We start from the raw sequence: 12493 nt of genomic DNA, 5'->3' as shown, positions 1-12493 counted from the left end.
ATGGTAGCTCTTTTTTTAATCTATTGTTATGGAAACTTCATTTGAAATTTCATTAAATATGAAGACCATTAAGGGCTTGGAGACTTATGCAAGCTTCTATTTAGGGTCTAATGAAAAATTCGCCAGAGGGCTTTTTAATTTGATGCAGGGAGAAAGAGAAATAAAGGCAAATTCGGTAATTAGCATGGATTTGACCAAGAAGCAAAAAGGCATTTCCTATCCAATATCTATTTTACATTGTAATTGGGAGCACCTGGCTTTTAATACAAAAATAATTACCAAAGAAGTATTCAAGGAACTAAATTTGGAATATAGAGGGGCATAAATATCTAACTGTTCCTTGAAAAGGGAATATTTTTGATATTTTCAGTTTTAGCCTTATTATTTAATCTAATCTTGCTAAATTAAGTCATTAAAAGAAGAATAAATTGAACGGTAAACGTACTAAACACGTAGAATTAATTACAGCACTTGAACTTGCAGAAGCAAGAAGCGCAATGCTTGCCGCTATCGTTGATTCTTCTTATGATGCAATTATCAGTAAAGATTTGACAGGCATTGTGACCAGCTGGAACCACTCGGCGCAGCATATCTTTGGATATTCGCCAGATGAAATGATTGGTCAATCGATCATGAAATTAATTCCCGAAGAACGAAAGGAAGAAGAAACTCAAATTTTAGCTCACCTTAGGAATGGAAACCGTATTGAAAATTTTGAGACCAGGCGAGTAACTAAGTCTGGTCATCTGATCGACGTTTCCTTGACAATTTCTCCAGTTAGAGATTTGAATGGAAGAATAATAGGAGTTTCGAAAATTGCAAGAGATATTACCGATAAAAAACAGGAAGAAGAGCGGAAGAAAAATTTTGTTACCATTTTAAGCCATGAACTTAAAACCCCTATAACTTCAATGCATGCGTATATACAATTGGGATTGGCTCGTAGTTTGAAAATAGAAGATCAAACTCTTTCCAATTTATTGGAGCGGGCGAAGTCTCAGACAATTAAAATGACATCTATGATTAATGACTTTCTAGACCTTTCCAGGGTAGAAGAAAATCGGATGTTTATTGATATTAAGCCTTTTTCATTGAATGAATTACTGCTTGAATTAATTGATGAAAGTCAGACAGTTGCTCCAAAATTTTATATTGAAGTTAATTGTCCGCCACTTATAAATGTATTGGCGGACAAAGATAAAATAGGGTGTGTCCTGACAAATTTAGTAGGTAACGCAATTAAATATTCAAAAGACAGTACTACAATAAAAATTAATTGCAGTATTATTGGAAACACTGTTAAGATAGATGTTGTAGACCAAGGGATAGGAATAAGTCCAGAGAATCAAAAAAAACTATTTAAGCGTTTTTTTCGAGTTAATGATACTTCAGACAATAAAGTTAACGGTTTGGGCATAGGATTATATTTGGCCGCAGAAATAATCAAACTCCATGAAGGTGAGATAAAGGTAAATAGCCGACTAGGAAAGGGATCTGAATTTTCTTTTACCTTGCCATTAATTCCAAAATGAGACTTAGAAGCTGATTGTGACGATTTATAAATGGTAAAGCCAAATTTCCATTTTTCCAATACGAAACTTCCTAAATACTGATTACAATGGTTTATATGGTATGTAAATGCATGTTCAACTATTATTCACCTAGTTCAAGTCAGTAATAAATGCAATTTTTAATTCGGAATCCAAAGGTTTGGAAATTTGGTTTTTCAAAAAAATGTTTACGGATATTTCAAAGAGAGTTTTATGCTAGTACCGTGATGTAGTTTAGATGTTATCTTAATTTTAATGTCAAAATAATCAGCGATACTTTTTACGATTGACATCCCCAATCTGTGTCGCCCACTACCTTCATGGTGAGAAAAACGGTCAAATATTGTGTCGAGCGCTTCTTTAGGGATACCTTTTCCGGTATCAATTATCGAAATTTGATAAAGATTCTCTAAATATTCGTCCCTTATTTCAATGCTTCCTCCTGCTTTATTGTAACGTATGGCATTGTTGATGAGGTTGTAAAATAAGTGAAAGATTAATTCCTGGTTCATATATCAGCCAATTTAGCTAATGAAGCTATTATTTGGTTCGAGAATTGCCCAGCAGAGGGAGCAGAATTGAAGGGGGTTCTTCACATTGGGACACCCCCTTTTCGTTTTTAAAGTATTCGCCTTACCTTTGATATTGATCCTTTTAATTATTTGAGAGTAAGTTGTTTAAGCGATCGAACATGCTAAACCAGCTTTGGTATGCGCCAGTTTTTTTCGCTTCTGATTCTGCAACAGTTTGATGCAAGGTAAGTTTTGTTTGTTCACCAATTGTTTCAAAAGTGATTGTGGTAATGATTGCTGGCGGCCAATCTTTAGATTTTCCAGCTTCAGTAGCACTTACCGGTATTCCGGCTTCATTAGTAAGCTCCATTGTAAAAACTAGCTTTTCAGGGATATTTACTTCCTGATATACGCCCATAATCCAGCAATCTCCATTTATAGGATCGTGAATCACAGAATGGAACCTTCCGCCAACTTTAACATCTATAGATTTAAAGTCTATAGTACATCCGTCTGGAGCATACCAGTGTTTCAAATGTTCAGGATTTGTCCATGCGTTAAAAACCATTTCACGCGGTGCATCAAATAGATGCTTGATCAATAGATCATCTTTATTAGTTCTCATTTTTCCTTGGATTTTTGATGTTGTAAGTATTTGTCTAATTTTTCAAAACGTTGATTCCATAATTTTCTGGATTGATCAATCCAGGTTACTACTTCATCCAGGCGTTCCAATTGGACTTCGCAGAATCTTTCCCTCCCGCTTTGCTTAATCACTAATAAGCCGCATTCCTCAAGAATTTTCACATGTAGTGAGATCGCCTGCCTGGTCGTGTCAAATTTTTCGGCAATGGAGTTAACATTGTACGATTGACCCGCTATCAGATTAATAATTTCTCTTCTGGTTGGATCAGCTATGGCTTGATATACATCTCTTCTGATTTTCATAAGCGCAAGTATTTGCTTGCAAATATACTGGCAAGCATTTGCTTGCGCAAATAAAATTTAAAAAAGTTAGCCGCTTATTCACAGTTGCAAGAAAATAAAAGGTTAAAGTAAAATTAAATTGTGCTTCTAATATTGTAGGATATAATTAAAATCCCTAATATTGCATTCCCAAAATAAACGAGGCATAAGATATACCACCGGTATTTTTGGAAGACCAGACTCCTTCTTAGCTCAGCTGGTTAGAGCATCTGACTGTTAATCAGAGGGTCGCTGGTTCGAGCCCAGCAGAGGGAGCCAACTAAATCGCATGCCCGCGATTATTTAAAAGGCCATTTCTGCAAAGGAATGGCCTTTTTTATTGCATGTGGAAGTATTCCTCCCCCAAAAACAAGTATATATCAATATAGGTAGTGAAACAGTTCAACAGCAGTTATTGCTGAACTTCACATAAAAACCGTCACTGAAACCGTCACTGAGAATTTTACTTTGATCAAAAGTCAGAGGGTCGTACGTAGGACTTCCGGTAATCCATTAACCGTTAAAAGACCAATAGAAATGGCAACAGTAGAAGCAAAAATTTTTGCTCACCACGTCAGAAATGACGGAACCTATAGTGTAAAGATCAGGGTGTATCACAAAAGTGTTAAGAAATTTATAGAGACAACACACTACCTGACCGGTCGTCAGATAAAAAAGCACCCCAAATCTGAAAATGAATTTTTGATCAAAGACCCATTTATTAATAGGAAGGTCAATGCCATTCTTGACGATTATCGCATTAAGATCATTAACTGGGGATTATTCCGTATGTGGCCACCTCTTTCGCGGAACGTGGTTCTCCGTCACTTTTGGTGAATTATGCTGATTTTGCAAGTACCATTTTCCTTAGCAGCTGAAACCCTGCCTTGCCGTACATCTTTCTTTTAATTGTTTTAATACGATTGACCTGCCCTTCAACCTGCCCATTACTTATATTGGTTATCACTGCGTTATTTACTGCATCATAGTCTTTTAAAAGGTTTTTTGCAAAATTGTTCAAACCGCAATCAGATTCAAACACCTCTTCAATCCAGGTTTTCAGCGTGCCATCCTTTTTAGTCTTAAATAGGTTTTTAAAGCCTTTAACTAACTTTTCCATTTTCTTCATTTGTGGGTATTTTTCAAATAGAAGCTTTAGAAAATCTTTGTCATCAGCTCTTTTTAGTTCGCAGGGCTCCCTGTATAGCATAAGTGATAATCTGGTGGGAGACCAAGTTTTTACCAGTATTGGACCTGTGGATTTCGGTCTAAGAGCTGGTTGCGTATTCTTAAGCTCATTCATTTTATTGCAAAACTGGGTGTACTTCCCATTAAAACCCATCTCAACAATCGTTTTATGCAATTCCCGGTAAGTTTTTACTCTATTTTCTTCCTGCATCAAAAAATCAATAAAGGCGTCCAGATTAGTCGTGGTATGTGCCTGTCTTTTAACCAGCTGTTCCATCATCGTGTATTTTCTCACGGTTGTACGGGTTAATTTTACAGTCTTGGCAATCTGTCTTATACTGTTACCCTTACTATAAAGATCTTTGACTTTTTCGAACTTGTGTAGCTTGTCAATACTGATATTGGCAGTTGTTAAAGTATCTTCTGTAATCTGTAGCATATTTTGAACTGCTGATTCGGTCTCAATGGCCTTAGCAGGCTGATTTTTCGGCTGATTATGCTGATTATAAAGTGTAAATGCCTCCCTGAGTTCTTTTCCCTTCGATTGAAATATCCTTTTAGTCGCATCCCCGAGATTCATAAGCAGGTGAAAGCGGTCTGCAACCTGACTGGCATCAGGCGCTCCTGTCTTTATACCTAATGCATATGGGCCGTATCTATCTCTTGAAACCGTTTTTATCTCGGGATGTTGTTTCAGCCATTCGGATAAAGTAGCCGACTCCCGGTCCGGCAACAGATCTACAACTTCTTTTTTCGCTAAATCAACGATGACCGTTCCGTAAGTTTTTCCTTTTTTAAATGCCCAGTCATCTACGCCAATAACGCCTGATGTTAGTTTTTTAGGTTGGATATCCAAACGCTTTACCACTCTTAATATTGTGGACGGGCTTACAGGCACAGCGGCGTACCGGCTAATAGCTGCTCCTGTATTCCCGCCAAGCTCAAGGGCCATTCTGGTGAGAAGATCATTCGATCGGATCATCCTTCTGTAGTATGGTTTGATTTCACAATCAAACCGTTCGGTAAAGACTTTCCTGGGGCATTCAGGGTTATCACAGAAATATTTTCTAGCTTTAAGTTGAACTTTTGACAAATGGCCGGAAATAGGTAAATCCAAAAGAGTCCTGGAATACCGACTATGAATTTTACTGCTCTTTTTATTACAAACAGGGCAGATTGAACAGGTTTGACATACAGAGGTATCAATATATAGTATTCCTGGTTCCGAATGGATTGAGTCAGCTCGAAGCTGCACATTTGTAGGAAGTATAAATTGCGATATCATAATAAAAAGTATATTATAAAATTACACATACTTACACTTATATTTGTTGGTCTTAAAAAAAGCCACCGTGGGAAAATCAGTATTGAAGATTCAGCGTGCAGAAGCTGATGAAATAAAGAAAATCTTAAACAGGAATGAAGCTTACACAGTTGGAGCAAGGCTTAATATTGTTTACCTGGTTGCATTGGGACATTCCAGCAGAAAGCTGTCTGAACTTCATAATATAAGTTTTAAACAGATAACCAACTGGGTGCATCGTTTTGAGAATGAAGGCATAGAAGGACTAAAGGACAAGAAAGGAAGAGGACGGCATAGCGCATTGTCGAATGAACAGCTTGAAAGAATAAAAACAGTTGTTCTAAAACAGATCCCCTCAGACTATGGGCTTGAATCAAACAGGTGGACTGGACCAACCTTGGTCAAATGGATTAAACAGGAATACGGTTTAGCGTATCAGAAAGCACAGGTATACAACTTGCTAGAAAAAGTTGGCGTAACCTTTAAAAAGAAGCAGGGGTTAACAAATAACGTGTAGTTTTTTAATATACTTTCACCAAAAGTGACGGAGAACCACTATCTGCGAAATATACAATAGTATTCTGAAAATTGGTTTGCAGCGTTGCGCAGCATACTTTCAAAAAGATTTAAAGTGCGGATATAGCAGGTTTTGATCTGGGGCGCCTGCGCGTGGGTTGCCCAGGTTTTGTATTCCCTGTGCAGGTAATGGTTGACCTGGTTGCTCATGATCAGCAGCAGTTGCTGAAAGCTTTTCAGGTACTGGTGCTTGATTTTTGCTTCGGTGCCGCCGAGCAGGATTTCCGATAGGTTCAGCTGGAGTTCGCATTTCTGCTGGTTCAGGAATTGCTGCCATTTCTGAAAATCATGGTCATGGAGTGTGGATTGGAGTAGATTGAATGGGGTTATGGTTTCGTTGATGAATAGTTGTAGGTTTCTTGATATTTTCATAGGTATCGCCAGGGGAAGATTTTTTGGTTATAATAAGTGCGCAAAAATTAGCTTAATTAATTTTTGTCAATATCCAGTTCTGGAGTTTGAATTATAAAATTTTCGATGATAATTTTATTGCCTAAATCAAATCGCTGGACAATGCCTATTGTATATCAGCCGTACTGACCTTATTGATCAGTTATGACGATGGAAATATATCAGCTGAAAGATTGTGCTAAAGTTCTGAGCGTAATGATCATTTTAGTTTTCAATAGTTTACCGTAACGGTTTTGGATTGATTAACTTTGAGATAATAAATTACTTTTTATGCTACAATCAGGAAATCCAAATCAGACACTTGCTGAAAAAATTACTACTGAGTTATCAGCCGGTGAATTGATTCTTGATGCAAATATTTCGCAAATTCAGCAGTTATTGACAGATGGTAAAATGTCTGAGAAATTCTGGATTGCAGCATTAGAGAAAAAAATTAAAGCCCTCGATTCGCCAAATGAAACTGAAAACGCTTGAAATTAACAAATTCCGGGGAGCCTCGCAGCCTTTAAAACTGGAGTTCAATCCATCCAAGAGCATCACCATGATCTTTGGTGAAAACGGGAATGGTAAATCAAGCATCGCAGATGCGATGATCGCACTCTGCACTGACAATCTGGGTTCCATCAGAGATAAATCCTCTACCGACAAGGGCTTCATTAAGTCTTTAGGCTGCGCGATAAATGAGGTGTCTTTAAAGCTCAGTACAGATAAAGGAATTTTCACAGCTAAATTAAATCCATCAGGAGCAACATTCATAAAGAGTCCTGAAACCGGCGCGCCAAGTGTGCGGCATCTCAGAAGAAGTCATATTATTCACCTCATTGATTCCGAACCAGGAAAAAGATATGAGGTGCTTAAAGATTATATCGATGTAGCCGAAATCATGAAATGCGAAGAAGAACTACGTAAAGCTAAAAAAACTACAGCCGAAGCATTTCAAAAACTAAAGGCAACAATAATTGCAGCCACATCGGTCCTTGAGAATACCTGGAAGGCGGAAGGCAGCCCGATGACAACCTGGGAAGCGTGGGCGAAAAGTGAATCAGACAAAGATATTTCAAAGCTTATTGAGCGTCAGAATAAAATCCTTCAGCTTTTAAAGGACTGGAATACTGTAGTATCAAAGCGGGAAGAAGTAAAGAAAACACTGGTTAAATACAATGCAGATCTGGCAAAAGAGAAGGCTGCGGCCGCTAAAATTGACGAACTTAATAAAGCGAACCCATTAGCAGATTTTAGCATTTTACAGGTATTAACGGAAGCTGACGCATACATTTCGGGGAAAGAGCAATTAAACCTGTGCCCGGTGTGTGATCAGGGAATCGTGAAAGAAAAGCTCCTGGTAGCTCTTGGTGATAAGATTGCAAAAATGAAAGAATTTCAGACTGCTCAAAAATCACTTGCGGACTTAAAAAAGGCCAGGGAGCAAACTGAAGCAACGCTGAAAACACAGATAGAATCATTTATTGAGGATCTTGATCTGTTTATTCCGTCCATTAAAGCCTTATTAGAGCCTGGGGATGAACTTTTATCTGTCTTGTCTGATATAGAAGCGCTGTTGACGAACAATGAAAAATACAAGTCATTAAATACTAAAGGTTCTGAAATCAATCTCAAGATGCTCGACCTTAAAAGTGAGAGCGATAAAATTGAAAAATCCAAGAACCAGCATAACCTCATCAAACAGCAGTTTAATGCGCTGGTAAGCAGCAGAAAAGAAAGCGGACGAGCTGATAAACTGGCCACGGCCGCTGAAAGTGCACTGAATATTGTAGAGAAATGCAGAAAGGATTTTATTGACGGGGAACTGGCGTCTATTTCTTCTGATGTGGAAACTTTATATCAGAAAATGCATCCCGGGGAAAGCTTAGGAGGTATCAAACTTTTCCTGAAGGCCAATGTAAAAAACTCGATAGAGCTGAATGCTGACTTCCATACAGAGGAATCCATTACCCCTCAGTCCGTTTACAGTGAATCTCATCTGGACACGTTGGGAATCTGTATTTTTCTGGCGCTCGCCAAGAAGTATAATGACGAAAACACAATCCTGATTCTTGATGATGTAGTCATGTCAGTTGATGAAACACATCTGGACAGGTTTATTACCTTACTGCACGAACAGGTCAGCTTTTTTTCACACATCCTGATTACTACCCACTATCGTCCCTGGAAAGACAGATACAGATTTAGCAGGGCACCATCACACGATGTCCATTTTGTAGAACTCAGGAACTGGAATATCAATACCGGGATCAGGATGCAAAATGGAAAGATCGATTTGGAGGAGCTCAGGAAAGCACTTGATGATCATGATTTTGACAGGCAGAGGATCTCGAACCTCGCCGGCACTGTGCTGGAAAACGTACTTGATTTTATTTCCATAAAATATCACTGCAAGGTTCCCAGAAAACCCAGAAATGAGTATGTGCTCAGGGAACTGCTGGATTGCATTTCCGGCAAACTCCAGAAGGTTCTTAAAGTACAGCGGTTTGAAAAAAACGCATTGGGAGCTTATGATTATTCCGTAGTGAGCCGTGAACAGGAACTTAAGCCCTTACTTGACGGCATGAAGAAGCTTGCCGCCATTAGAAATCAGGTTGGTGCGCATTTTAATTTTGACGGTTCTATGGTTTCTGATACTGATGTCCAGGAATTCGGTACGTTGGTTTATGAATTCACAGAAAACCTGGTATGCCCAGAAAAGGGAAATTTCCCGGAAAAGGATAAGTCAGGGTCCTATTTTGAAACAAGCTCAGGTTCTATTCGCCTCTTTCCTTTGTCTGAACCTGCTGTTTAACAGGTGAAAATTTTTTTAAAATCGCTAGTATGGAAAGAGGATATATCTACTTAGAGGAGAAACTGGCTGAAACACTATAAAATATACTCGTTTGATCACACATACAGATCGTGTTGAATATATACATTGCACCATGGAAAATGGTTAAATATCATTTTTATTCTAAGAGTCCAGCCGATGTATTCTATTTAATAACAATCTTTTTACACGAGAGCTAAGACTGAAAACAGCTCTATTAATTCAATATTAATCTTTTATTTGTTTTACAGGTGTACTTTGGCGGTATAACCACTAATGTAAATAAACCCGTTATTGATGATATATCTTAATCGCAAAAGCTCCATTATCCAAAAAATAGCTTTAAACCTGGAAAGATTGGCCATAACTGCCATGATGTGCCTGTTTTTGACAAATAACAGTCATGCGCAAATAGCCGCTGACAAAAAGGTAGGCACAAGCATAAAAACCATTTATCCAACAAAAGATTGGGTTGTATCGGATTTTGTAGTAACTAACCCCAAATTTGGGGCAAAGGCCAAGCCAGGGTTTGACAACAGAGCCGCTTTCCAGGCCGCTATTAATGCCGCTTATCAGAACGGTGGTGGCGTAGTGTACATACCGGCGGGCAATTACGAGTTCCGCAGTACACAAACCGCTGCCAAAAAGGTGAGAGTACGTAAGGGCACTGAGGAAATCATGAAAGACTTTGATTACCAGTATGTGCTGAATATACCCCCGAGTGTGCAGATCCGGGGCGACTGGGCGGATCCGGAATTAAGCAAAGGTAAAGTTCTGGGAACCATTCTTGAAGTCCGCGTTGGTAAAAATGCACCCAATTATAACGGAACTGTTGAAAGCTGGTGGAACGACTCTCAGGCCGGCGGCGCACTCCGCACGACCTATACCAGTATAGCCGACAGATTTATAGACGTGAACTCGGGAACCGGTGTGACGAACCTGTCAATCTGGTATCCTGAACAGGATATCAATGATATTAAACCATACCCGTGGACATTGTTTCAGCCAAACGGAGACTGCGCAACGATTGAGAACGTTACGCTTGTAAACTCCTACAACGGTTTTTATTCTGCTCCCAGCGAACTGCATTATGTTTTAAACAGCTATATGACCGCACTCAGTACAGGGATCGAGATCCATGTCTGCACCGATATCGGGCGTATCGAGAATGTCAAAATAGATCCGAAGTACTGGGCGAATTCAGGGCTTCCAGGGTCACCCTCGCTTGCCAGGGCCACCGCTTACACAAAGGCGAACGGAACCGGGTTCAATATGCACCGCTCAGATTGGGAATACGTGTCTAATCTTTATGTGACCGATTATAAGACAGGTATGTGGGTTGGAAGGGAACCGGGTTTCTCCGATGCGCCGAATGCACAGTTTTACGAAATTCACATCAAGAATTGCGAAACCGGCATATATGTTCAGGCCGTCAATCCATACGGCTTGCTGATTTCCAACTCTACTTTTGGCGCTGAAAAAGATGGCAAGGCCGTGTATTTCGATAAGGATTTCAAAACTTCCGTCCAGTTCAACGGGGTGGATTTCACTGGCCCTGTTGTCAGCGATGGCAGCGACGGGGCGATATCCTTTGAAAGCTGCACGTTTAGCAACTACAGCCAGTACGCACTTAAAATTAATAATGGTAATGTACTGCTCACCCAGAGCGAGTTTAAAAAAACTACCGGTCATGTGTTTCTGGGTGCAGATGTGAATGCCCTAAAATCGGTGAATTCCGGCTATAACGGTAGATTGGAAATCAAAAATGAAAGTAAATCCGCCAAAGTTGAGATCAATAATGGCAAGGAATATTCGTTTGATCCGATTCCTAAAAATATAATAACGAACATTAAAGTACACCCGAAACCGGCATCAAACAATGTCTTGAAAGCAGATCTGCCAAGGGCAACGGGCTTTAACAATGAACAGCCGACAGAAGATGTATCTGCCCAATTACAAAAAGCATTGAACGAAGTTAAGGCTGCCGGTGGTGGAACACTGTATCTTCCGGGCGGAAGGTATTTGGTAAACAATCCCATTAAGATTCCTTCAGGCGTTGAATTGCGGGGAACATGGGACGTACAGCACCATACGCAAAATGGTGGTGTTGGTATATTTACAAATTATGACGGTGGTGCAGCAGGAGAAAAGGGTGCTTCATTGATACAGCTGGCAGAAGGTGCAGGTATAAGAGGATTAACCATCGCACAACTTAATATAGCTACGGATGGTTATAGCACTAATAATCCCAGAAAGACACCGTTCCTGATCCAGGGGCAAGGTCCGGACGTGTATATCGTGAATGTGACTATAGGGGCCGGAGATAAAGGAATTGACCTGGCTTCCTACAACACCAGCGGACACTATGTCGATTATTTTGCCGGAGTACTGGCAAGGGCGGGCATTTGGGTTGGCGGCGGTGCCCAGGGCGGATTTATCCGGAATATGCAGCTCAATCCCCATTACGGATCGCGGCTTCCCCAGTCAGGGCAAGGATACCCAAGAGTAGCTTTGACCCGTTTTGTACAGTCAAACTGCAGCGCGCTTAAATTCGCCGATATTAAAAACCAGACGATTTTCAACAATTTCGTTTACGGATCATTCTACGGTATGCATTTCCTGAAAGATGCCATAACGGGTAAGGACCCTGGAAAGATGACGGTGATAGGTCACGGTTCTGATGGATGTTCCTTTTCTTTATTTGTAGAAGATGCTGACCAGAACACCAAAATAATTGCGATCAACTCTGAGTTGGTCGTTACAAAAACAGCAGAGCCTGTCAGGTCATATGTGCTTATGGGAGGGGAAGCCAATACCAGTAAAGTTCACCCGGATGCTCAATTGATCTTATACAATAGTGCTTTTTGGGGTAGTCCTACCATAGGGGCTATCATAAATAGCGGCACCATGCGTTTTCAACAGGCAAACTTCACGCGCTCTGGTGCTCCCAGCATAGATAACAGGGGCGGAAAGGCTTATGTGTACTCTTCTTACTTCGCACAAAGAATGCCAGGGCAGGCTACCGGTGATGATGTATATGTGAAGCTACATGAGACTGGCGTCTCAACAGAGCTAACCAATAACTATTATGCTTCTCCGGTTAAAGAAAATAATGCCAAACCCGGCAAGATATTCGGATCTGACATTGCTCCTGATAAGAAGTAAAAGGCTC

The 12493-nt window shown here is 39.9% G+C and carries 12 protein-coding genes and 1 tRNA gene; 8 read left to right on the top strand and 5 right to left on the bottom strand.

Annotated features, from left to right (window positions below; genetic code table 11):
• The first annotated feature begins 28 nt into the window (after positions 1 to 28).
• Positions 29 to 325 carry a hypothetical protein gene (locus CPT03_RS15650; protein WP_099439711.1) on the top strand — a complete coding sequence of 99 codons (297 nt, stop codon included), beginning with the start codon at positions 29 to 31 and terminating at the stop codon, positions 323 to 325.
• Positions 326 to 428: 103 nt separating this feature from the next.
• Positions 429 to 1532, top strand: a complete 1104-nt coding sequence (locus CPT03_RS15645) for a sensor histidine kinase (RefSeq protein ID WP_099439710.1) — start codon at positions 429 to 431, stop codon at positions 1530 to 1532.
• Positions 1533 to 1738: 206 nt separating this feature from the next.
• Here the strand turns inward: CPT03_RS15645 and CPT03_RS15640 are convergent, their stop codons facing one another.
• The 3 genes from CPT03_RS15640 to CPT03_RS15630 form a co-directional block, all read right to left on the bottom strand.
• The gene (locus CPT03_RS15640; RefSeq protein ID WP_099439709.1) at positions 1739 to 2062 is read right to left on the bottom strand and encodes an ATP-binding protein; all 324 of its coding nucleotides are present in this window, start codon (positions 2060 to 2062) and stop codon (positions 1739 to 1741) included.
• Positions 2063 to 2204: 142 nt separating this feature from the next.
• The gene (locus CPT03_RS15635) at positions 2205 to 2687 is read right to left on the bottom strand and encodes an SRPBCC domain-containing protein (protein ID WP_099439708.1); all 483 of its coding nucleotides are present in this window, start codon (positions 2685 to 2687) and stop codon (positions 2205 to 2207) included.
• Positions 2684 to 3010, bottom strand: a complete 327-nt coding sequence (locus CPT03_RS15630; protein WP_099439707.1) for an ArsR/SmtB family transcription factor — start codon at positions 3008 to 3010, stop codon at positions 2684 to 2686. Before CPT03_RS15630 ends, CPT03_RS15635 begins: the two co-directional genes overlap by 4 nt.
• Before the next feature lie 220 nt (positions 3011 to 3230).
• Between CPT03_RS15630 and CPT03_RS15625 the strand changes: the two genes are divergently transcribed.
• Together CPT03_RS15625 and CPT03_RS15620 are read left to right on the top strand one after the other, a co-directional pair.
• Positions 3231 to 3307, top strand: a tRNA-Asn gene (locus CPT03_RS15625).
• Between the two features lie 189 nt (positions 3308 to 3496).
• Complete coding sequence (locus CPT03_RS15620; protein ID WP_157766470.1) at positions 3497 to 3865, top strand: hypothetical protein; 369 nt, start codon at positions 3497 to 3499, stop codon at positions 3863 to 3865.
• 1 nt (position 3866) lies between these two features.
• On the opposite strand, the gene CPT03_RS15615 is transcribed toward CPT03_RS15620, so the two are convergent.
• A complete protein-coding gene (locus CPT03_RS15615; RefSeq protein WP_099439705.1) occupies positions 3867 to 5501 on the bottom strand; it encodes an ISL3 family transposase in 1635 nt (544 codons plus the stop codon).
• 67 nt (positions 5502 to 5568) lie between these two features.
• On the opposite strand from CPT03_RS15615, the gene CPT03_RS15610 reads away from it, so the two are divergent.
• The gene (locus CPT03_RS15610; protein WP_157766446.1) at positions 5569 to 6036 is read left to right on the top strand and encodes a helix-turn-helix domain-containing protein; all 468 of its coding nucleotides are present in this window, start codon (positions 5569 to 5571) and stop codon (positions 6034 to 6036) included.
• A 38-nt stretch (positions 6037 to 6074) separates the two neighbouring features.
• On the opposite strand, the gene CPT03_RS22825 is transcribed toward CPT03_RS15610, so the two are convergent.
• Positions 6075 to 6467 (bottom strand): hypothetical protein, encoded by a 393-nt coding sequence (locus CPT03_RS22825; RefSeq protein ID WP_157766469.1) that lies wholly within the window; start codon positions 6465 to 6467, stop codon positions 6075 to 6077.
• Positions 6468 to 6776: 309 nt separating this feature from the next.
• Here CPT03_RS22825 and CPT03_RS15600 point away from each other — a divergent pair, with 309 nt between their 5' ends.
• The 3 genes from CPT03_RS15600 (at position 6777) to CPT03_RS15590 (ending at position 12486) form a co-directional block, all read left to right on the top strand.
• Positions 6777 to 6980, top strand: a complete 204-nt coding sequence (locus CPT03_RS15600; protein WP_099439703.1) for a hypothetical protein — start codon at positions 6777 to 6779, stop codon at positions 6978 to 6980.
• Positions 6961 to 9303 carry an AAA family ATPase gene (locus CPT03_RS15595; protein ID WP_099439702.1) on the top strand — a complete coding sequence of 781 codons (2343 nt, stop codon included), beginning with the start codon at positions 6961 to 6963 and terminating at the stop codon, positions 9301 to 9303. Before CPT03_RS15600 ends, CPT03_RS15595 begins: the two co-directional genes overlap by 20 nt.
• 315 nt (positions 9304 to 9618) lie before the next feature.
• On the top strand, positions 9619 to 12486 hold the full coding sequence (locus tag CPT03_RS15590) for a glycoside hydrolase family 55 protein (RefSeq protein WP_216641557.1): 2868 nt from the start codon (positions 9619 to 9621) through the stop codon (positions 12484 to 12486).
• The last annotated feature ends 7 nt before the right edge of the window (positions 12487 to 12493 follow it).

The organism is Pedobacter ginsengisoli (assembly GCF_002736205.1).
In the GTDB taxonomy this organism is placed as follows: Bacteria; Bacteroidota; Bacteroidia; order Sphingobacteriales; family Sphingobacteriaceae; genus Pedobacter; species Pedobacter ginsengisoli_A.
The sequence above is the reverse complement of the archived record's forward strand: the minus strand, read 5'-3'. Positions and strand labels throughout refer to the sequence as shown.